Raw genomic sequence first — 20,055 nt, 5'->3', positions numbered from 1 at the left:
AATGGATTGTGATCTTAATTTTACAGGCAGGGAGTTGAAAAAGATGAAAAAATTTTTAGATCCTCCCAAAGTTCTCGTACTGGGCTTTTTGACGATTTCTTTAATTGGAACATTCCTGTTATCCCTGCCTTATGCGACAGTCGATGGAAAAGGACTTTCTTTTTTAAATGCTTTATTTACGTCTACATCCGCCGCTTGTGTCAATGGTCTCGTCATTGTAGATACAGGCACTACCTTTACCCTGTTTGGGCAGCTCGTCATTTTATCGCTCATTCAACTAGGTGGACTCGGGTTTATGACGTTTGCTACCTTTTTTGCTGTTTTGTTGGGGAAACGAATTTCTTTAAAAGAACGGTTGCTGCTTCGTGAATCGACAAACAGCTCGTCCATTTCAGGCGTTGTGACGTTAACGAAAAGAATTATCCTTTTTAGCGTTACGATTCAAATCGTTGGAGCAATCCTTTTAGCGTTTCGTTTTGCTGCTGAGATGCCGATTGGAAAAGCGATCTATTACGGGGTTTTCCATTCGATTTCAAATTTTAATAATGCAGGTTTTGACTTAACCGGGGGATTTAAAAGTTTAGCCCTTTATGCAGAAGATCCAATCTTAAACCTGACGGTTTGTGCGCTCATTACAGTAGGCGGGATTGGTTTTATTGTCTTGAATGAAGTGTTCGAATACCGGGAAACCCGCCGTTTATCTTTACATACGAAAGTTGTACTCGCTACTAGCTTCGTCTTAACGTTTGGCGGTACAATTTTCATTTTACTGTTAGAGTTTGGAAACCCGAAAACATTGCAGCCCTTATCTTATTCTGGAAAAGTGTTAGCCGCACTTTTTCAATCTGTTACGACACGATCAACTGGTTCCAGTACATTGAATATTCCCGATTTATCGCATTCTACTTTATTCCTGCTTATTTTTCTTATGTTCATCGGAGCTTCTCCCGGTTCAGCCGGGGGCGGGATTAAAACAACCACTTTCGCGACTTTATTAGGGGCTGTCTGGTCACAGATAAAAGGCAAAGAAGATGTTGTATTCTTTCGCCAATGCATTCCTTTTGGCACCATCTATAAAGCTCTTACCATCACGATCAGCGGGCTATTTTTCGTTATCATCCTTACGATGCTGCTGACGATTACAGAAAGTGGAAAAGACTTTTTAATGATTTTATTTGAAGCCGTTTCTGCCTCTTCTGACGTCGGTTTATCCATGGGGCTGACCCCTGAATTATCACCGGTTGGCCGTATACTCATTATTTTCGCCATGTTTGCAGGGAGAGTGGGACCTTTAACGATTGCCTATGCCGTTGCGACAAGAGAAAAACCGAATGCGTTCCGTTATCCGAAAGGAAAAATAATGATTGGCTAATGAATTTGTAAGGAGTGTGGCGACAAGATGCCAAAAGAACAATTTGCGGTCATTGGGATGGGCCGATTCGGAACGAGTATTGCAAAAAAACTGAACGAAACCGGTCATGAAGTGATGGGTATTGATATAAACGCGGACGAAGTCGAAGATGCTGAATTATTTATTACGCATGGAGCTGTAGCCGATACGACTGAAAAAGCAACATTAAAATCCATCGGTATTAGCAATTTTGATTGTGTCATCGTCGCGATTGGGAGTAATATGCAGGCAAGTATTTTGACCGTATTGCTCTTAAAAGAATTAGGGATTAAAAAAATTATCGCCAAAGCGCTGAGCGAGCTACACGGGCAAGTGTTAGAAAAAGTCGGAGCTGATTGGATCGTCTATCCGGATAAAGATATGGGCGAACGTGTTGCCCATCAGCTGTTGTCACCTAATGTCTTAAACTTTATTGAGCTGTCGAATGAGTACAGCATAGAAGAAATAAAAATCCCTTCAAGCATGGTGAGTAAAAGCCTGCGGGATCTTGGTATACGAGCAACGTATCATTTAAATGTGATTGCGGTCATGAGTCATGACGAAATGACCATCTCCCCTTCACCTGACCACGTCATGAACGACGGTGATGTTTTAATCGTAATCGGCAAAAAAGCAGATCTATCGGCATTTTCCAATACAGAATAGCCCCGTTTGTTTTGGATATGCCGATCATGTGCATTACATGTCGGAGGAGTTTTTTCTTTTCTGACGCTTTTTCTGGTATCGCTGATAAAACCAAATCGCGATCGCAAGCCAAAATCCACCTACTAAATAACCGCTTATAATATCTGTTGGGTAATGCACACCTAAATAAATACGGCTCGTTCCAATCATCATCATCATCATGGTACTGATAACAATTAAGACCATTCGGCCCCATCTCACTGGTATATGACGCCAAAGCAGAAAAGCAAGAATGCCATAAAGAGTAATGGCGTTCGTCGCATGGCCGCTTGGGAAACTATATCCTCCCACTTCGATGAGCCGGTGAAAATCCGGGCGCGCTCTATGAAAGAACCATTTTAATGATTTAAAGAGAATGTTCGAACCTAGAACGACCGCTATAAATAAAATAAGTTCTGAGCGGTGTTTGAATACGCTGTAAAGGAAAAATAACACGAGAAGGGAAAGCACTACAATGGAATACGTTGAACCAATAAGCGTGAAAAACTTCATAATCGCCGTCAACATCGACGATTCCAATCCTTGAATAAACGAGATCACAGTCTGATCAAATTGAATAATCTCATGGCTGCTCACTAAAAAAGCCATAAAGCCAAATCCAATTAACGAAACAAGACTGATGATAAAGGCAATGGAAAGCTGAAACTTTAAGTTCATAGCAACAAACACCTCGAGTTTATTATCAATTTGTATCGGCTGTTCATTTTATCACACTTAAAAACACCATTCAAAAAATCGAATGGTGTCAGCAGAAGAACGTTCTATTACATAGGATCTTTTAATCTTTCCGGAGGCTTCATTTTCGCATTGGGCAAATCCAGTTTGACCGTATTCAACTCTTCACCAAAGATCGCCACATGTTGGCGGTCTGGTGCAAATTCTCTTCCATTCCATTTAAGTATATTCTCCATATAGCCAAGTCTATCGGCGTTATATCGGCCGGCGATGTTTTGAAATGTGTTCAGTTCATACATGCCATCCCTGTCAAAATCAACGGGATACAGTCCCGACAAAGGAGATACCCAGCCTTCGATTGGCTCTTTCAGCGTCCCATCCGCGTTATAGATCTCCGCTAAATAATCAGCACCTTTATACATGAGATCAATTGTATACTTCTTCTTGTTGAAGCTTGTCACAATGGCCTTATAATGATCTTTGTATACCACATTATACGTATATTTTTCATTAAATGATTCAGAATCAAAGATCTGACGAATTTCCCCATCTATAAACGAAAACATATACGCATAAATCGTTCCACCGCTTCCCCCTGTATTGATGACAATGAGAATATCCTCTACTTTGTCACCTGTGAATTCACCAAGAAAAATGGTCGGATTATAACCGGCATTTTCTTTCAAATAAATTTTTTCATACTGATTGGTTCTTCCATCTCGAACGACAAGAGTGATATTTTGCCAAAACGGACTGTCCGGCGTTTGATCTGCTGTCAGATAGACTGTATCAATGGTGCCATCCCCGGTAACGTCTCCTCGCTTCACTTGAACGACTTTATTATTTTCTGCCTGCAGCTGCCGCTTCATCTCAAGCAGTTTTTCTTTAGACGGATAAGGAGTCGATGAGGACAGCGCTTTATGAATGGTCGTTAAAGCTTGATCCAGTAATCCTGCTTTCATTTGCGCATCAGCTAAATAGTACCAATAAACAGGAGAATCCATCTCTTGAAGTAAGGCTTTATAGTAATTCGCTACTTTCTTGAAGTAATAAGGGTATACGTCCGTTGCTTTAACGAGGTCGTCTGTGCACCAACGATAGATGTCTATTTGATAGGCATTTCCTGTGTCATGATTCCAGAGGGCAATCTCATACGTGCCTGGACACTCATTCATCTCTTCCACCTTCATTTTGCTGTAGACCTTTTTATTGGGTGTCAAATGCTTAAAGCCTTCTGGCGTCCACTGCAGTAAGTCGAGCTCCGACCAAATACCCGCAATCTGCCAGCCAATGAGCAATGTGTTGATCGTACTGTCCACGACAGGAGCGGCCAATAAATCCGTTATGCTGTACCCGCTCCCTTTCATGTGAGCCACTTGATACCACGTATGATCGTACTCTTTTAGTATGATGATATAGTTTTCACCATGATCTTTATAAGCTCCCACTAATTCTAGACATTGATCTCCGTCTAAGTCAGCCAGCAAGATCGCAGGACGTTTTTCTGGCTGCTGCAGCTCCAGAACTTCGACTCCTCTAGGTAAAAACGCCTTTAAGAGTAGTACATAGTCCGTTATCATTTTCTCCATATCACACACCTCACCTGCTTATATTCTCCATAACTAATATATGCAGAGCGCACCTGTTTGGATAGTGTGACGAGATAAAGTGAATCTTCCATCCGTGGGGGTTTAGGCCCGCAGGATGTGGGTCATGCAGACGTTGTCACAGGATGTGACGGTCTTAGTCTGCACTCCACTCCTCTAAGTCTTAAAGTGGGGTCTTACTGCCCGTTAATCTGCGATAAAGTGAATTTTTATTCTTTTATCCATTCACGCAATTTCGTTTTGGAGAAATACACTTGCCCATTTAATTTAACGTGAGGAATATCGGGGTGTTCTTGAATTAACACTCTCGCCTCTTCTTTCGTTATGCCCAAAAAATGATGCACGCTGCTCTCTGCCAACAATTCACGTTGATCATTTTTTTTAAAATAATCAAAGAAACTTTTTTCTGTTGGATTTTGGTAATTCCGTAATCCATCACAAATAAAATAACCGGCTATCGCCAATCCAACGCCTATGAACAAATCCATCTACTCCCCTCCTGCTTTTTCATCACACTTGTCCATCATATATATGTGTCATATGAATCCAAATTCCTCTAATATCCGGATTAAGTATAAAAAAGAAAAGTGAAAATACGACGAAAAAAGCCGCCTGCGTTTATGGCAAGCGGCTTTTCTTATTTACTTAAACCATCCCTTTTCTTTCGATTGAGAAATGGCTTCGATTCGATTTTTCACCTCGAGCTTATCAAAGATAGTAGAAATATAGTTTCGCACCGTTCCATTCTTAATCTGGAGTTCTTCAGCGATTTGTTTTGTATTTTTCCCATCAGCTACAAGCTCTAATACATCTTTTTCCCGTTCAGTCAGTGGATTTTCTTCACTGTAAAAGTCGTCCATTAATTCAGGTGCATACACGCGTCTTCCAGCTATAATGCTGCGGATGGAGCTAGCGAGCTCTTCACTCGGGCTGTCTTTCAACAAATAACCGCTCACTTTCGCTTTGATCGCGCGCTGGAAATAGCCGGTTCGGGCAAATGTTGTTAAAATGATCACTTTGCAGTCACAGTCTTTTAACTCTTCTGCAGCGTCTAGTCCTGTCTTTAATGGCATTTCAATATCCATAATGCACACATCCGGTTGTAACGTCTGAACGAGTGCAACCGCTTCTTCCCCGTTTGCTGCTTGTCCGACTACTTCCATATCGTCTTCTAAACTGAGCAGCGAGCCTAATGCCCCGAGCAGCATCCGCTGATCTTCGGCAATAACGATTCGAATCATTCATATTCCCCCTCATCACGCTGTTTCACGTCATTTGGCACATTCATAATAATCATCGTTCCACTATCTGATCGTATATCTAGACTACCATTCACAAATTCAAGCCGCTCTCTCATTCCGAGAAGGCCGCTTCCTTTTCCAATATCTTGCCGGGTCATCCCAATCCCATCATCTTTTATAGTCAACTGCAGCCCGGTTTTCGTCTGCTTAATGCTAATATGACAAGAAAAGGCCTGACTATGCTTGACAATATTGGTCACAGCTTCTTTCATGCACATACTGATAATATTTTCAACAAAAAGCGATACGTTGTTCAATTTAAATTCTTTCTCACCCGTATATTCGATTTGTGCCGCTTTTAACAGTTGTTGAATGAGCGCAATTTCGTCGTTAATCCGAATGCCGCGCATCGATGAAACTAAATTCCGCACTTCATTTAATGCCGTTCTGGCGGTTTGCTGCACGTCGATTAATTCCTCTTTTGCCTTTTCCGGATCTTTATAAATAAGCTTTCTCGCAAGGTCACTTTTCAAGCCGATGAGAGACAGCCTTTGTCCGAGCGTATCATGAAGATCACGGGCAATGCGCTGCCGCTCTTCTTGTTTGACCAATTCAGAAATGCGATTGTTCGCCGTTTGTAGTTCCTCTTCAAGCTTGTCCTGTTTTTTTCGATTATATAGATTAAACGGCAGCAATATGACACTAATAAACACAATCACGATGAGCGGCAGCTGCTGAATAAAGAACGGATCTTTCAGAACAAAATTGTAATTGATCGAAAAGGCCGTGCCGACTAAATGAATGACATAGGCTGTAATGAATGCCCCTCTCTTTTTTATATTGCCGTTATAATACGCAATATAAAAGGCAAAATAGATAAACTGAAAGAGTATCGTCATGATGATCGATATGCCTACTAAAATACAGATCCATACATAAGCAGGCCAATTTTTAGATAGAAACGCGAACCGAAAGCTAACATAAAAAAGTATCGTCAGCGTGATCCCGAAGATAATTTCCTTCGTCGAGGAAGACTGGAATATAAAATAAAAGGGCAAAAAACTTAAAATACTCCATATATATGGAGACATGCCTGAACTTTTTTGAAAGACTGTCGTTCGTTTTTTCATCGTTGTTCCTCATTTTTCTTATACTTGCTTCTTATTTTAGCACAATCATCCCACATTTCTGTAAAAAAAACCATATTCCCGTTGAGACGGAAATATGGTAATGGACATATTTTTATACAATTTATTCACTCATGACGCTTTTCTTCAACGATTTAACAGATTGATTCGCATCTTTAAATGTAACAAACTTATTACTTTGCTCATCCCACAAACGGAATTTTACGGACTGAATACTCGTCCAGAGCGTAATGGTCGGTACATTTTGCAAAGGATCTGCGTTGTTGTGTGCCGCTTCTAATTGATAATTCGGTACACGTGGGCTTAAATGATGCACGTGGTGAAAGCCGATATTTCCTGTGATCCACTGCAACGGTTTTGGAAGCTTGTAGAAAGAGCTGCCTTCCACTGCTGCTTGCACAAAATTCCAATTTTCATCTTCTTCAAAATAAGAATCTTCGAACGTGTGCTGTACATAAAAGAGCCAAACACCCATTGAACCGGCAATCCAGAACATTGGACCATGTACGAGCAGGAATGACTGCCAGCCAATCGCCCAACAAAGCAATCCAGCACTCCCAAAAATCAGGATGTTCGTGAGATACGTATTCATACGCTCTTTCTTTCTTGCTCCTTTTACGTTAAAGCGATTCGTAATGAGGAATACCCAGATGGGCCCAATGACGAACATAACGAATGGATTCCGGTAAAGACGGTACGCAATACGTGTTTTTAATGGAGCCGTTAAATATTCTTCAACCGTCATCATCCACATGTCACCTGTTCCGCGTTTATCCAAATTACTGCTCGTCGCGTGATGGATATTATGGCTGTGTGCCCATTGATCATAAGGGAAAAACGTTAAAACGCCTGTAAGTGTTCCGACAATTCGATTCAATTTTCTATTTTTAAAGAACGAGTGGTGACAGCAGTCATGAAAAATAATGAAGATCCGCGTAATAAATCCTGCACCAATAACCGATAAACCTAACGTTAGGAAATAGGAAATGGACAAGCTTTGATACGCCAGGTACCAGATGACGACAAACGGTACAATCGTGTTAATGAGCTGCCAAATACTCGCTTTCGTATTTGATTTTTCGTATGGAGCAACTTGTTTTCGTAAAACTTTTGCTTTTTCTTTTTCTTTGCTCATATTATTGTGTTCCCTCCGCTAATTGATGATGTACCTTATTATAACGAAGGGATTTTTACTTATGCAGTAGCACCCGTCACACCCTGAGTATGACAAGTGTCATATTTTGAAAACTTTATCTAAATTTCATTCCATACTCAGCTTGAAACGTTTCGCCCACTTCAAGCATATTAATACCAAATTTGTCCTTCAGCTCTCCCGATGTCTCGTGCGTGTCTGCAACGCCATACCACGGTTCAATGCAGATAAACGGGGCGATCGTGCCATCTGCTTCATCGTATTTAGACCAAATCCCGACGAATGGAAAGCCTTTTAACGTGACGTCTATGCCATAGCTTGTTGTATTGGATTCGAGCGTGACATAATTAATATTGCTGTAAATAGACGCATCATTTGCGAATAAGGACGGGGTTAATGTAAAAGCTTGAACACCGTCAGCTGGACCTTTCTCCTTAATGAGAGAATCTGTTAGTTCGTATTCCATTGCTTTCTTATTTTCAGCAGGAATCACTTTTACTTTGTAATCCTCGACTGTTTCATTTTCTAAAAGTGGGATCCGAAACGCCGGATGCGCACCGATCGAGAAATACATCTTTTCTTTGTTTTCATTCGTTATTTCCCAGCGAACGGTAAGTGATGCCTCATCTAGTGTATAATGAATAACTGCCTTGAATTCGTACGGGTATATGTCCGTGAATAAACCAGCCGATTCAAATTGAAAAGAAGCTTTGTCCACTGTTTGCTCGGCAATTTCAAAGTTAACGTCGCGTAGAAAACCATGTTGGGACATCGGATAGCTCTGTCCATCCACTACATACTGATCTCCTTTTAAACGCCCAACAATAGGAAACAAGACTGGAGATACACGTCCCCAATACGCGCTGTCACCCGTCCACATATAATGTAGCTCGTTTTTCTTATGGTACACTTCTCGCACTTCCGCTCCTTCCGTTGAAATGCTTACTTTTAACCAATCGTTTTCAATCATAATCATCGTTTCTTACTCCTCATCTTTATAAAATTTCTCCTTCTTATTATGACGGATCTATTGAGAAAAACAATCATCTTTCCCTTTAAATGACGCAAAAAGCTCAGCATAATTTCTGCTGAGTTCTTCTTATTCATTTTCCAAATCATCCAAATCAACTACATGAAAGGATGGGTTTTCACACTTCTTTATTCCCGCTGCTTTTACATTTAAAATGGTACGTAGGCCAGCGATGACCGTTTTAAGATCTGTTACAGAGGTGCTTTTATTCTCTGTAACGATATCTTCTACAAGTGGTTCAAGCCCCTTTATTTCCCCTAATTTACTTTTTAGCTCCGTAATTTCTTGATGACTAATGTTATATTTTAGCCGGTGAGCATATTTGTTTCGCAGTTCATTAAATTCAAGCAGCATCTCGCATTGATTTTGATCAATCAGGTTAAAGGCAGACGCTATTTCCGTCTTGGTCCGAAATCGTTCTTTATACAGTTCTAATATATCTGGATTTGGGATAAAACCTTCAAGCAATTTGTTTAATTCATTTTCAATATAAAGATGGCCTCTTAAAATTAAATATAATTTGTCATTTTGATCATCCAAATCGTCTATGAAAGACTCTCTGTCCGATTTAGGTTTCATACGTTCACTCCTCATCATTTACAATCATTTACCTTGAAATGAAATATCAAAAAAGACGAGCAATTTAAACTCGTCTTCCTTTCATGATACACATTTACTCAAAGTCGTCAGGATTTTTATCTTCTTGCCCTGACTTTTTTGGATCTCGAGCTCGTTGTGGCTCAATATCCTGTCCTTTTTCTTTTTTTACCTTTTGCTCGATCGAGTCATTACGTTTTACACCTTTTTCTTCTGTCATGAAACGTCCCTCCTCTCACAAATAGTTAACATGTATTCATTTATCCTGTTTTATTAAATATAAACACGGCGCATTGCCGTAATTGTTTCCTTTGTCTAAATACAAACAGACCTGGAGTACCAGGTCTGTTTTTCACATTGTTCATTATGCCTTACTTACATTTGTTGCTTGCGGGCCACGTTGACCATCTTCAACTTCAAAAGTCACTGCCTGGCCTTCGTCTAATGATTTGTACCCCTCGCCCTCAATGGCAGAGAAATGTACAAATACATCCTCTCCCCCTTCACGTTCAATAAACCCAAATCCTTTTTCACTGTTAAACCATTTCACTTTACCGCTTTCCATTTTGTTCCTCCTAGCATAAAAAATACTTCATATCGCAATTTCAGATTGCTTATGTATTATCTCTGTTTAACCGTTCCTTTATACATATTCAAACAAGTTCTTCGATTTCAATGAAAATAAGGGAACTATTTTCCAAATTTTAGATTGTTTCCATGTATTTGTTCCTTTGACAACAAACACACGTTTCTATATAATGAATGTAGAACAAATTTTCGTCATTGATATATGAGCCTTTCCTGGAATGTGTTTCGCATTATAATGAAACAATAATGGAGAGCGTTTTTCTTTCAAGAGGCGCTTATTTTTGGGAAGGATGATAATAATGAGTGCAGATAGACAAGCAGCATTAGATGCTGCATTAAAGCAAATTGAAAAGCAGTTTGGCCACGGGGCGATTATGAAGTTAGGTGAACAGGCCGACAAACGTGTGAGTGCCGTTTCCAGTGGATCTATTCAAGTCGATAAGGCTTTAGGGATTGGCGGATATCCGAAAGGTCGTATTATTGAAATATACGGTCCGGAATCATCTGGTAAAACGACGGTCTCTCTTCATGCTATTGCAGAAGTGCAGGCACAAGGCGGGACGGCAGCCTTTATAGACGCGGAACACGCACTTGACCCTGTTTATGCGGAAAAGATCGGTGTAGACATTGACGAACTCCTTCTCTCTCAGCCAGATACTGGCGAACAGGCGCTTGAAATTGCAGAAGCACTTGTGCGAAGTGGAGCGGTTAATATTTTGGTTATCGATTCAGTCGCTGCTCTCGTTCCAAGAGCAGAAATCGAAGGAGAAATGGGCGCTTCACATGTCGGCTTACAAGCTCGACTCATGTCACAGGCGATGCGCAAATTAAATGGCGCGATTAGTGAGACGGGCACGATTGCCATCTTTATTAACCAAATAAGAGAAAAAGTAGGGGTCATGTTTGGCAATCCAGAAGTGACACCTGGAGGACGCGCACTCAAATTTTATGCATCCGTCCGGGTCGAGGTTAGACGTTCTGAACAAATTAAGTCCGCAACAGAAATTCTCGGAAACAAAACGAAAATCAAAATCGTCAAAAATAAAGTGTCACCGCCTTTCCGTACAGCAGAAGTAGACATTATGTATGGAGAAGGGATTTCAAAACAAGGGGAAATCATCGACTTAGGTGCTGAAACAGAGATCATTGAAAAATCAGGTGCATGGTATTCATACAATGGAGAACGTCTTGGACAAGGACGGGAAAACGCAAAAGTCTTTTTAAAAGAGAACAAAGCCATTTCCGATGAAATCGAAATGAAGATTCGAACTCATTTAGGCATTAATTAAAGAAAATGACTCCGGTCTCAAACCCGGAGCCATTTTCTTTCCTCTTCACTTCTATCATTCTTTTCCCAAAAGGACAAACGAATCGATCTCTATTTTTTCAACGACGAAAAACTTCTTATCATCGATCCAGCAAACATTATACATGCCCCGCCAACGAGCAGCGTGAAAAACGTTGGTTTATCCATCACGTCAAGCGGATAGAATACGCCGCTTAAAATCGCAATAAATCCGATCACCGTTAATCCCCAGCCTAGTTTTTGCATACATAAAACACCTTCTATCTATCACTTTTTCTCCATTATACAACAAAAAACCGTTGCCCCATCTGTCTTTATTTCACTGAAATCCCAAAATGACCGTCCCATCAACACAGCTAAGCTCCATTCCATCCGTTTATTGACTATTTTCTCCATCTACATTCACAAGTTTCATTGAATTCACTAAAAAAAAGCAGTACACTTACGCTACCGAATTCTTGCTAAAGGAGAACTGTCTGATGATTCATTTTGTCGCATTAGATTTTGAAACCGCGAATGCGAGCCGGAGCAGCGTTTGCTCCATTGGCCTTGCAAAAGTGGCTGGCAGTGAGATTACAGATACATATTATTCGCTTGTCAATCCAGGTGAACAGTTCGATAGCCGCAACATCGCGGTCCATGGTATCCGCCCGGCAGACGTGCAAGATGCTCCGACGTTTCAGGAGTTGTATGAGGATGTGTTCGCCTTTATTGGCCATGATCCAATCGTTGCCCATTTCGCCCAATTTGATATGAACGTGCTGCGCGGCACGGCCGAAAAATATGCGCTGCCGCTGCCGGACAATCCATATTTCTGCTCTTGCATGCTCGCGAAAAAATTGCTGAAGCTGCCTTCCCATAAACTGAACGTCGTCGCCGATCATTTCGATTTCCAGTTTGAGCATCATAATGCACTTGAAGACGCCATAGCCTGCGCAACGATTGTCATTCATATGACAAAAGAACACTCGTCCCTTCATCATTTACTTAGCGAAATCGACTACTCATTCGGCTATTTGAACGGGCCGGCTTTCCATAAAAATAAAGCACCCCGTAAAAAAACACCGGTAAAAGTGGAGCTAGACAAGCACCATCCTTTTTACGAAAAATCACTCTGCTTCACCGGTACACTCACATCTATGAAACGCGCAGACGCCATCGAACTCGTGACGAAACGAGGCGCGCATGTCCACACGTCTCTTAAAAAAGACACAGACTACCTCATCGTCGGCGAATCAGACGCAATAAAATACCGAAAAGGACAAGTATCGTCTAAAATTCAACAAGCAAAAGAGTGGCAGCAAGCGGGATATAAAGTAAAGCTTGTATCAGAACATAAATTTTTCGGAGCGGTTTTTAAATGATAAATTGAAAACAGCGGACACCACCCTGCCTTCGAGGAGACATGACTGTTGTCCGCTAATTATAATGTTATACAAAAAGGACACTGGAAGACGCCCTTCATCAAGATGTTTCTCGATGATCTGTCTCTACAGATGTGTAGAAGGAATTTTGTTTTTAAACGAACATATCGAGCAGTAAAACGGATCCGAAAGCGATAAATGAAAGTAATGTCTCCAATACCGTCCACGTTTTAAATGTTTCTTTCACGGTTAATCCTAGGTATTCTTTTACTAACCAGAAACCAGCATCGTTTACGTGTGAGAACATTAGCGATCCTGCACCTGTCGCGATAACGAGCAATTCTAAGTTCACACCTGACATGTGCTCAATAATTGGTGAAACAATACCAGCCGCTGTTGTTAATGCGACCGTCGCTGAACCTGTCGCAATTCGAATTAATCCGGCTACCATAAATGCTAAAACAATTGGAGATAGGGATACATGCTCAGACATTTGAGCAATGGATGTACCTACACCACTCTCGATAAGAATTTGTTTAAATCCACCGCCAGCACCGATGATTAAAATAATCGAACTAACAGGCAGTAAGCATTCGTCTGTCAACTTCTTAATTATATTTTTATCCATACCTTGACGCACTCCAAGGAAATAGAATGCTGCGAAAGAAGAAACTAGAAGTGCAATTACAGGACTACCGATGAATACGAAAAATTTCATCAAGCCACTAGGTAATGACATATACGGTGCAACAACCGATAATATCATTAATATAACAGGTAATAAAATAATGAAGAATGAAATTCCTGTTCCTGGTAGTTTTTGTGACTCCGTTTTTACACGGATCAACTCTGGCTCTCCTTCAGGAATCACACGTTTATGCACCCACTTTGCAAATACTGGACCTGCGATGATGGCTGCAGGCAGCGCAATGATGAGGGAGTAAATAAGTACTTTTCCTATATCAGCATTATAGATACCTATCGCGGTCATTGCCCCTGGATGCGGTGGCACAAGACCATGAACAATGGATAATCCAGCAATTACAGGTAATGCGATTAATAAAATGTTTTGTTTCGTTGTTTTATGAATTGAAATAACTAAAGGTAATAAAATCACAATCCCTACGTCAAAAAATACCGGGATTCCAATAATAAAGCCTGCAAATAACATTGCCCATGGCAATCTCTTTACACCAAAGAATCGAATGAAGAAATTTGCCACTTGCATGCCAGCACCTGAATCTGACATCAACTTTCCTAAAATCGTACCTAACGCTAAAATTCCAACTAAATGCCCTAAAACACTTCCAACCCCTGTTTCATAGGCAACAACGATTTTATCCATTGATAATCCAGACATAATCGCTAAGAACAAACTCGCAACAGTTAAACTAATAAACGCATGCCATTTCCACCAAGCTACCCCTAAAATGACAATCACAATTGCTAACAATGTAACCATTAATAGATACAAATCCATATCCAATTTCCCCTTCTCTTTATCTAGTAAACGCTTTCAAATTGTACATGAGAAAAGGATCATATACCGTTTTCTCGCTATTTCTTATACATCATAATTCACAACATAATCCTGCATTTCCGTGTTGTAGTATCCTTCGCTGTATTCGATCACATCACCCGTTTCATCATAGGAATAACGCGATCGCTTTAATAAAGGTGTTCCTTTTTTTACACGTAATATATCCTCCACATGGAAAGGGGCAATAGCAACAGCAAACTCATCTCGAAACTTTTCTAAAGAAATCCCTTGCTCTTCAATCAAATCGTAGAGTGATTGAAAATTTAAATCCGATGGTTCAGTATCTGCCATTCCCTCAGTTAAATAATGCGTGTAATGGATATACGGTACATCATCAAGATAATAAAGACGTTCTATACGGAGACAATACTCTCCGAATAATCGATACGGTTCTGTCCCCTCTTCATTGCACACCACTTCTGCTTGTAACAATTGTTTTTGAATTTTATGCCTCTCTTCTACTAATACTTCTGTAAATCGTTTCCCTTTGGAAAGTTTTGAAATAGAAGTATTTCGAATGACTTTCGTCCCTTTGCCGCTCTTCTTTTCAAGATAGCCTTCTTGAACAAGTTCTTTGATTGCATTGCGGACTGTAATTTTGCTGACATGAAATTCATTTTCCAATTGTGGTTCTGAAGGTATATTTGTCTCAATGGGATACACACCGTGTAAAATTCGATCTTTCAAGATCTTCTTTATTTGCAAATATAATGGTCCTTTTTTTCGAGATACGTTCACTGTTACATTCACTACCTTTCTATATCGCCCACTGATTCTGTCACCGCTCGGAGTATATCACTCTCCGATGACATTGGGGTATCGCCTACAACCGTATGTGCAAGCATTCCTGCCGCTGCAGCAAACGCGACTGTTTTTTCTGGTGAAAATCCTTTCATCTCACCATGTACGATACCACTCGTATAGGCATCACCTGCACCTATTCTATCATAGACAGAAAACGTGATGGTTTTTGAGAATGTGAATGTTTGGTTCTTAAAAATAAACCCTTGCAATGAATGCGTATTGTCACCGTTGATTGAACGATGCGTGCCCGCTATGACAGAGATATTGTATGTTTCCGCAACGGTTGGAATCAGATCCATGAGCTGCTCTTGACGTTTTTCTTTCTCTGTTTCCATACCAAGGACAAATATTGCGTCTTTTTCGTTCATCATGACGATATCGGCTAAATGCAGCATTTCCTCATAATGTGATTTTGCCTTTTCATATCCCCCTTCACCCCAAAGCGAAGGACGATAGTTGCAGTCAAAGACTACTTTACCGCCATGTTCTTTTACAGCTTTTGCAAAAGATTTCATGTGTTGACGTACAGAATCATTCATCGAAAGCGTGATTCCGCAAAAATGAACAACATCAATTTTCTTTGCAATTTCTTCAAAATCATACGTTCCTTCAGGTACTGTATTGAAGCTGCTTTCTAGTCGATTAGAATAGGTAACGCGACTAGGTCGCGCACCGAATCCATTTTCTAAAAAATACATTCCAACATAATTCCCGCCTCGAATAATGAACGATTGTGTAATACCTAGTTTTTGAAGATACGATACTGCAGCATCACCAACTGCATTATTCGGTAATCTCGATACAAGGTACCCTGTATACCCAAACCGTGCTAGAGCCGAAGCTATATTCACTCCCGTGCCAGAAAAAGAATAGTTTAATGTGCTTGCTTGTGATAAGAACTCATATCCTGGCACTTGCAAGCGCATCATCACCTCTCCGAATGCTGCAAAATTCTTAGCCATGGTGATCAACCAATTTCTTCATCGTTTCAAGTAATTCACGTACATCTTCGACATTTGTTTTCCCTGTTTCTTTATCGATAATCGATGAATACACGTGAGGAATGACTTGTGGCACGTTAGCTTCTAAGGCAATACGCAAGATTGCTTCAAAATTTTCTTTGTCGATTCCGCCCGTTGGCTCCAACGCAAATCCTTCTTCTCCACATGCTTGTGCAACTGCACGGAACTCGTCTTCACGACTTAATCCTTGCATTGGGAAGTATTTCAATGCATTACCGCCCATGTCGCGTACAAGCGCAATCGCTGTTTTAATTGGTACAATCGCTTGTTCTTCTTGAGCAGCGCTGACTGGACCTGTTGAAATGTTCACATATCCAACGCGTCCTGTCGGAGACACTAAACTGTTAATCCAGCTATCATTTTCACCAAGGTTAGCACGTGTTGCACCAACAGCAGGGAATACTTGGTTAATATGACTACCAGGGTAGTATTTCGCAATTTCTGCTACAACAGCAGCTTGGCGATTATCACCAGCGCCTAATCCAATCGATACCGCTTCATCAATTTCTTTTCCGTACTCTTTCATTGCTGCTACTGCTTCTTCTACCGTTGGATAGTCTTTTGAAAGAACACCGACTAAAACATATCCTTCTGCCGCTTCAAATGCCTCTTTGGCATTCTCTACACTATTTGCTAATACATTTAATGCGACACGGTCTTTGTAAAAACGTTTTGTGATGTTTGACATATTATTTTCCTCCTACTAATTCGCGTATTTTAGATTCAATAACGTGGATATCATCACCTTGAAGCGGACGTGGATCAATATCGAAATAGCCTTGTCTCACACCATAATCGCGTGTGTAGATGGCGATTTCACCTTCGCGCAGTCCCGTCACGACATCTTTTGCTGTTGTGTTTGTTAGTTGTGGATCAATATGAATACGTGCACGGAATATCGCTCGACCGGCTTCATCCTGTACAATCGTCACATTGACACCTTCCATTTCCTTCAATGACATTAACACTTGTAAAGTTTCTTTTTCTTGTTCACTTTTATCTTCTTTTACACCGTACTCATCGAGTGCTTGAAGTAATCCAAACGTTGTTTCTTTACCGACTTTCATACTTCGTCCAATACAATGCAACTGTACTTTTACCCATTCAATATAGGTTCGCTTACCGCCAATGATTCCTGAAGTTGGACCTTCAATTGCCTTTGAACCACTATAGATAGCAAGGTCTGAGTATTTCACATACTTTTGAATATCTTCTTCTGCCGCAGCATCCACAATGAGTGGAACACCATTTCGTTGTGCAATTTCCCATGCTTCCTCAACAGAGATCATATTTTTTTGGACTGCATGGTGTGATTTCACATAAAGAATGGCTGCCGTATTTTCGGAAATGGCATCTTCGATATGTTCTGCTTTACCTTCATTGGCGTAGCCAACTTCAACGAGCTTTCCACCACCCAAATAGATCATTGTTTCAACTGGTGCCCCGTATTGTACGTTGTGACCTTTCAGCATGATTACTTCGTTTTTGGGAATGTCTTCTTGATGCAGACGTTCACTCTTGCGTCGATTCCCTTGTGTCACTAGCGCCGCAACCGAGAGTGCAATACCACTTGATGCCGAGTTAACGATAACGGCTGCCTCTGAACCGAGGATGCGTGCTACGTAATCACCTGCTTTATCGACTAAATCTGCAATCTCCACATAATTTTGTCCGCCTTGTTTCATTGCGTCCATCACCGTATCCGTCGGAGCTGACACACCAAGGATACTCATTCGTCCACTGACATTAATTACACGTTTAAGTCCATATTTAGCATTTAATAAACTCGCCATTTGCAACCACTCCTTTTGTTTCTATTCTTCTTTCTGCAACACGCTTGTCTCCTTCAGAATCGATGAGTACAATGGATTCATTTTGAACTGTAAATAATGTTAAATTCGCTGCGTCTCCAACCTTTATTCGGCCAAGTTCTGGTTTTTCAAGCCAGCTTGCTGCATGAGAGGTAACCGCTGCGATCACATCTTCAAGCGAGTACCCTAGGTAAAGGAATTTCGAGAGAACATTCGTCATACTATATACCGGACCGTTTAATCGGTTCTTGCGGTATATGTCTGTGCTGATTGTATTTAAACCGATACGATGTCGCTTTGCTGCTTCTGCAACCTTAAATGAAAAGCTTGCAGTCCCATGACCAACATCCAAATGCACACCACGTTCAATAGCATCCATGAACATTTGAAGGGGGTTTCCTTCTGCATCAAAAAGATTATTTTGTTTCCCGTTAAGATAATGAGTAATGACATCTCTTTTTTCTAAAAGTGGAATTACCTCCTCAATACTCGGTGGTCCGGAACCGATGTGCACCATTAATGGCAGTGATGTTTCACTAGAAAGTGTTCGCGCAATACGTAAAGGTTCAATGCCACTGTCACAAACAACACTTTTACTAATCCGTGCCTTTAATCCAACTATGACATCTTTATACTCATTTACTGCCTGCACGACCTTCTTTTTATCTATCCATTCTAAATTGGATAATTCATCTACTCTTTTTAAACCAATTCGCGAAATGTTCAGAAATGCAAACAAGTTTGTTTTGGCTTGTTCTCTACTTGCAACCAAATCGGCAATTTGATCGGCTCCGCAACTTCCAGCATCCACGATGGTCGTTACACCCTGTTTTACTCCTATTTCATCGATTTCATCGCCATACGGATCAAATTCAGGAAATGCATGGACATGTAAATCAATCCAACCACTTGATACGTACACACCAGAGTAATCGAATACCTGCTGTCCACGTCCATTCCCAGCCTTTGTCACCTCGGCAATTTTACCGTCTTCAACCACGATATCGATTTCTTCTTCATTTACGCGCTTTACATTCCGTAATACGAACCGCTCTTTCATTCATTTCACCTTTTTCCGTAACTATATAAATTCAGTTTGATAAATCGACATAACTAGATTTCAAAAAATATGAGTAATACAGCTTTCAAGAATTAAAGAATAGACTGTTCATATGTTGAAAAATTAATCTGAAGTTATATATATTTAAACACGCTTACAATTCATTAAATCCTTATTGCTTTCTCACAAATGTAGGAAGCGTAGAAAATCGATAAACTTAATATAACGTTATAATGTTATATCGTTAAGATAACACAGAAAATTAATAAAGTAAATATAAAGTTATCTCGTGAATGACCTCGGCGTGGCACTTGCCTCTATAAGAAATCTTCTCTTAACCCGTCATCATTTGAGCCTGGGTTATTCATCTGTCCTAAATATGTCATTACCCTTTGATCTCTCATTTCGTCGTAAAAGGACTGATTTCTGTACCAATGATCATAGTCCAGATCATTTTTGCTGGAGTTGCATGTGCTACAAGCGGGGATAATGTTTCCCTTGCCAAAGCTGCCGCCTTTTGAAAATGGAACAACGTGTTCGAACGTTAATTTTTCTTTCTTTCCGCAATAGGCACATTCATTGTTAAAATGATGGACGGCGTTCTCCCATTCAGCATCCGTCAAAGAAAAATCTCCCCGATGCCGATGCCTTTTTTCTTGTGCCACTATTGCGCCATTCTTCACTTTCTTTTGCCTAGTTGCAGCGTGCTCGTATAACTCATTAACGTCCAGCAGTTCTTCAAGACCCATAAGCTTTATTGTAGGATTGATCGCCAAAATGGAATACGCCACTCGTTCTCTTTTGTCATCATCATTCGCTTCCAAATACAGAACAACGAACACTTCAACCATTTCTTCAATTGTTGCAATCGAATTTTTTTCATCTAAAGTGGCGTAATAATGATCAATAAACGCCTTTTGCTTTTCTGTTAAGTTCATTTCACCTAACCTGCCTTTAGATTATTTTTACGGACTTTAGCTGTGCTCATTCTTTTCTTTTTATCTTTTCCTATTT

At 40.5% G+C, this 20,055-nt stretch carries 22 protein-coding genes; 4 read left to right on the top strand and 18 right to left on the bottom strand.

The window, feature by feature from the left end; all coding sequences use genetic code 11:
- Positions 1–43 precede the first annotated feature (43 nt).
- Positions 44–1,372: a TrkH family potassium uptake protein gene (locus tag A3M5_RS0102140; protein ID WP_018392103.1), complete on the top strand. Its 1,329-nt coding sequence runs from the start codon at positions 44–46 to the stop codon at positions 1,370–1,372.
- A 27-nt stretch (positions 1,373–1,399) separates the two neighbouring features.
- Positions 1,400–2,056, top strand: a complete 657-nt coding sequence (locus A3M5_RS0102135) for a potassium channel family protein (protein WP_018392102.1) — start codon at positions 1,400–1,402, stop codon at positions 2,054–2,056.
- 33 nt (positions 2,057–2,089) lie between these two features.
- Here A3M5_RS0102135 and A3M5_RS0102130 read toward each other — a convergent pair whose 3' ends face one another.
- The 10 genes from A3M5_RS0102130 to A3M5_RS0102080 form a co-directional block, all read right to left on the bottom strand.
- Positions 2,090–2,752 (bottom strand): phosphatase PAP2 family protein, encoded by a 663-nt coding sequence (locus tag A3M5_RS0102130; RefSeq protein WP_018392101.1) that lies wholly within the window; start codon positions 2,750–2,752, stop codon positions 2,090–2,092.
- A gap of 107 nt (positions 2,753–2,859) precedes the next feature.
- Positions 2,860–3,639, bottom strand: coding sequence for a YybI family spore inner coat protein (locus tag A3M5_RS26760; RefSeq protein ID WP_415874101.1), 780 nt, complete (start codon positions 3,637–3,639; stop codon positions 2,860–2,862).
- Positions 3,640–4,586: 947 nt separating this feature from the next.
- Positions 4,587–4,865, bottom strand: a complete 279-nt coding sequence (locus A3M5_RS0102120) for a helix-turn-helix domain-containing protein (RefSeq protein ID WP_018392099.1) — start codon at positions 4,863–4,865, stop codon at positions 4,587–4,589.
- A gap of 153 nt (positions 4,866–5,018) precedes the next feature.
- The gene (locus A3M5_RS0102115; RefSeq protein WP_018392098.1) at positions 5,019–5,618 is read right to left on the bottom strand and encodes a response regulator transcription factor; all 600 of its coding nucleotides are present in this window, start codon (positions 5,616–5,618) and stop codon (positions 5,019–5,021) included.
- Positions 5,615–6,748 carry a sensor histidine kinase gene (locus A3M5_RS0102110; RefSeq protein WP_018392097.1) on the bottom strand — a complete coding sequence of 378 codons (1,134 nt, stop codon included), beginning with the start codon at positions 6,746–6,748 and terminating at the stop codon, positions 5,615–5,617. Before A3M5_RS0102110 ends, A3M5_RS0102115 begins: the two co-directional genes overlap by 4 nt.
- A 121-nt stretch (positions 6,749–6,869) precedes the next feature.
- Positions 6,870–7,901, bottom strand: a complete 1,032-nt coding sequence (gene desA, locus A3M5_RS0102105; protein ID WP_018392096.1) for a Delta(5) desaturase DesA — start codon at positions 7,899–7,901, stop codon at positions 6,870–6,872.
- A gap of 115 nt (positions 7,902–8,016) precedes the next feature.
- Entirely contained in the window at positions 8,017–8,895 is an 879-nt protein-coding gene (locus tag A3M5_RS0102100; protein ID WP_018392095.1) for an aldose 1-epimerase family protein, read from the bottom strand.
- 123 nt (positions 8,896–9,018) lie between these two features.
- Positions 9,019–9,528 (bottom strand): hypothetical protein, encoded by a 510-nt coding sequence (locus tag A3M5_RS0102090; RefSeq protein WP_018392093.1) that lies wholly within the window; start codon positions 9,526–9,528, stop codon positions 9,019–9,021.
- 94 nt (positions 9,529–9,622) lie between these two features.
- On the bottom strand, positions 9,623–9,766 hold the full coding sequence (locus A3M5_RS25085; protein ID WP_018392092.1) for a hypothetical protein: 144 nt from the start codon (positions 9,764–9,766) through the stop codon (positions 9,623–9,625).
- 144 nt (positions 9,767–9,910) lie between these two features.
- Positions 9,911–10,111, bottom strand: a complete 201-nt coding sequence (locus tag A3M5_RS0102080) for a cold-shock protein (RefSeq protein ID WP_018392091.1) — start codon at positions 10,109–10,111, stop codon at positions 9,911–9,913.
- A 322-nt stretch (positions 10,112–10,433) separates the two neighbouring features.
- Here A3M5_RS0102080 and recA point away from each other — a divergent pair, with 322 nt between their 5' ends.
- A complete protein-coding gene (gene recA, locus A3M5_RS22050) occupies positions 10,434–11,423 on the top strand; it encodes a recombinase RecA (RefSeq protein ID WP_018392090.1) in 990 nt (329 codons plus the stop codon).
- 89 nt (positions 11,424–11,512) lie between these two features.
- Here recA and A3M5_RS25665 read toward each other — a convergent pair whose 3' ends face one another.
- Positions 11,513–11,686 (bottom strand): hypothetical protein, encoded by a 174-nt coding sequence (locus A3M5_RS25665; RefSeq protein ID WP_018392089.1) that lies wholly within the window; start codon positions 11,684–11,686, stop codon positions 11,513–11,515.
- Positions 11,687–11,919: 233 nt separating this feature from the next.
- On the opposite strand from A3M5_RS25665, the gene A3M5_RS23985 reads away from it, so the two are divergent.
- Positions 11,920–12,804, top strand: coding sequence for an exonuclease domain-containing protein (locus A3M5_RS23985; RefSeq protein ID WP_018392088.1), 885 nt, complete (start codon positions 11,920–11,922; stop codon positions 12,802–12,804).
- 154 nt (positions 12,805–12,958) lie between these two features.
- On the opposite strand, the gene A3M5_RS0102060 is transcribed toward A3M5_RS23985, so the two are convergent.
- From A3M5_RS0102060 to A3M5_RS23570, 7 genes are all read right to left on the bottom strand, one after another.
- The gene (locus tag A3M5_RS0102060; RefSeq protein ID WP_018392087.1) at positions 12,959–14,284 is read right to left on the bottom strand and encodes a GntP family permease; all 1,326 of its coding nucleotides are present in this window, start codon (positions 14,282–14,284) and stop codon (positions 12,959–12,961) included.
- Between the two features lie 84 nt (positions 14,285–14,368).
- Positions 14,369–15,094, bottom strand: a complete 726-nt coding sequence (locus tag A3M5_RS0102055; RefSeq protein ID WP_026221551.1) for a GntR family transcriptional regulator — start codon at positions 15,092–15,094, stop codon at positions 14,369–14,371.
- Complete coding sequence (locus tag A3M5_RS0102050) at positions 15,094–16,110, bottom strand: sugar kinase (RefSeq protein WP_018392085.1); 1,017 nt, start codon at positions 16,108–16,110, stop codon at positions 15,094–15,096. The genes A3M5_RS0102055 and A3M5_RS0102050 overlap by 1 nt, the downstream gene beginning before the upstream one ends.
- Positions 16,103–16,858 carry a 2-dehydro-3-deoxy-phosphogluconate aldolase gene (dagF, locus tag A3M5_RS0102045; protein WP_018392084.1) on the bottom strand — a complete coding sequence of 252 codons (756 nt, stop codon included), beginning with the start codon at positions 16,856–16,858 and terminating at the stop codon, positions 16,103–16,105. Before dagF ends, A3M5_RS0102050 begins: the two co-directional genes overlap by 8 nt.
- Position 16,859: 1 nt before the next feature.
- Positions 16,860–17,963: a DgaE family pyridoxal phosphate-dependent ammonia lyase gene (locus A3M5_RS0102040; protein ID WP_018392083.1), complete on the bottom strand. Its 1,104-nt coding sequence runs from the start codon at positions 17,961–17,963 to the stop codon at positions 16,860–16,862.
- A complete protein-coding gene (locus A3M5_RS0102035; RefSeq protein WP_018392082.1) occupies positions 17,941–19,041 on the bottom strand; it encodes an amidohydrolase/deacetylase family metallohydrolase in 1,101 nt (366 codons plus the stop codon). Before A3M5_RS0102035 ends, A3M5_RS0102040 begins: the two co-directional genes overlap by 23 nt.
- A gap of 317 nt (positions 19,042–19,358) precedes the next feature.
- Positions 19,359–19,979, bottom strand: a complete 621-nt coding sequence (locus A3M5_RS23570; RefSeq protein ID WP_018392081.1) for an HNH endonuclease — start codon at positions 19,977–19,979, stop codon at positions 19,359–19,361.
- Between the last annotated feature and the right edge of the window lie 76 nt (positions 19,980–20,055).

Origin of the sequence: Bacillus sp. 37MA (assembly GCF_000372765.1) — a bacterium.
Taxonomy (GTDB): Bacteria; Bacillota; Bacilli; order Bacillales; family Domibacillaceae; genus Domibacillus; species Domibacillus aminovorans.
This window is presented reverse-complemented; position numbering and strand designations above follow the sequence as displayed.

What these genes read in the sequence shown, in the direction of transcription:
- A3M5_RS0102100 (WP_018392095.1), bottom strand. Translation starts at nt 8,895, where the DNA reads ATGATTATGATTGAAAACGATTGGTTAAAAGTAAGCATTTCAACGGAA.
- A3M5_RS0102060 (WP_018392087.1), bottom strand. Translation starts at nt 14,284, where the DNA reads ATGGATTTGTATCTATTAATGGTTACATTGTTAGCAATTGTGATTGTC.
- A3M5_RS25665 (WP_018392089.1), bottom strand. Translation starts at nt 11,686, where the DNA reads ATGCAAAAACTAGGCTGGGGATTAACGGTGATCGGATTTATTGCGATT.
- desA (WP_018392096.1), bottom strand. Translation starts at nt 7,901, where the DNA reads ATGAGCAAAGAAAAAGAAAAAGCAAAAGTTTTACGAAAACAAGTTGCT.
- A3M5_RS0102120 (WP_018392099.1), bottom strand. Translation starts at nt 4,865, where the DNA reads ATGGATTTGTTCATAGGCGTTGGATTGGCGATAGCCGGTTATTTTATT.
- A3M5_RS26760 (WP_415874101.1), bottom strand. Translation starts at nt 3,639, where the DNA reads ATGAAGCGGCAGCTGCAGGCAGAAAATAATAAAGTCGTTCAAGTGAAG.
- A3M5_RS0102140 (WP_018392103.1), top strand. Translation starts at nt 44, where the DNA reads ATGAAAAAATTTTTAGATCCTCCCAAAGTTCTCGTACTGGGCTTTTTG.
- A3M5_RS23985 (WP_018392088.1), top strand. Translation starts at nt 11,920, where the DNA reads ATGATTCATTTTGTCGCATTAGATTTTGAAACCGCGAATGCGAGCCGG.
- A3M5_RS0102050 (WP_018392085.1), bottom strand. Translation starts at nt 16,110, where the DNA reads ATGGCTAAGAATTTTGCAGCATTCGGAGAGGTGATGATGCGCTTGCAA.
- A3M5_RS0102110 (WP_018392097.1), bottom strand. Translation starts at nt 6,748, where the DNA reads ATGAAAAAACGAACGACAGTCTTTCAAAAAAGTTCAGGCATGTCTCCA.
- A3M5_RS25085 (WP_018392092.1), bottom strand. Translation starts at nt 9,766, where the DNA reads ATGACAGAAGAAAAAGGTGTAAAACGTAATGACTCGATCGAGCAAAAG.
- A3M5_RS0102115 (WP_018392098.1), bottom strand. Translation starts at nt 5,618, where the DNA reads ATGATTCGAATCGTTATTGCCGAAGATCAGCGGATGCTGCTCGGGGCA.
- A3M5_RS0102135 (WP_018392102.1), top strand. Translation starts at nt 1,400, where the DNA reads ATGCCAAAAGAACAATTTGCGGTCATTGGGATGGGCCGATTCGGAACG.
- A3M5_RS0102035 (WP_018392082.1), bottom strand. Translation starts at nt 19,041, where the DNA reads ATGAAAGAGCGGTTCGTATTACGGAATGTAAAGCGCGTAAATGAAGAA.
- A3M5_RS0102090 (WP_018392093.1), bottom strand. Translation starts at nt 9,528, where the DNA reads ATGAAACCTAAATCGGACAGAGAGTCTTTCATAGACGATTTGGATGAT.
- A3M5_RS23570 (WP_018392081.1), bottom strand. Translation starts at nt 19,979, where the DNA reads ATGAACTTAACAGAAAAGCAAAAGGCGTTTATTGATCATTATTACGCC.
- A3M5_RS0102080 (WP_018392091.1), bottom strand. Translation starts at nt 10,111, where the DNA reads ATGGAAAGCGGTAAAGTGAAATGGTTTAACAGTGAAAAAGGATTTGGG.
- A3M5_RS0102040 (WP_018392083.1), bottom strand. Translation starts at nt 17,963, where the DNA reads ATGGCGAGTTTATTAAATGCTAAATATGGACTTAAACGTGTAATTAAT.
- recA (WP_018392090.1), top strand. Translation starts at nt 10,434, where the DNA reads ATGAGTGCAGATAGACAAGCAGCATTAGATGCTGCATTAAAGCAAATT.
- dagF (WP_018392084.1), bottom strand. Translation starts at nt 16,858, where the DNA reads ATGTCAAACATCACAAAACGTTTTTACAAAGACCGTGTCGCATTAAAT.
- A3M5_RS0102130 (WP_018392101.1), bottom strand. Translation starts at nt 2,752, where the DNA reads ATGAACTTAAAGTTTCAGCTTTCCATTGCCTTTATCATCAGTCTTGTT.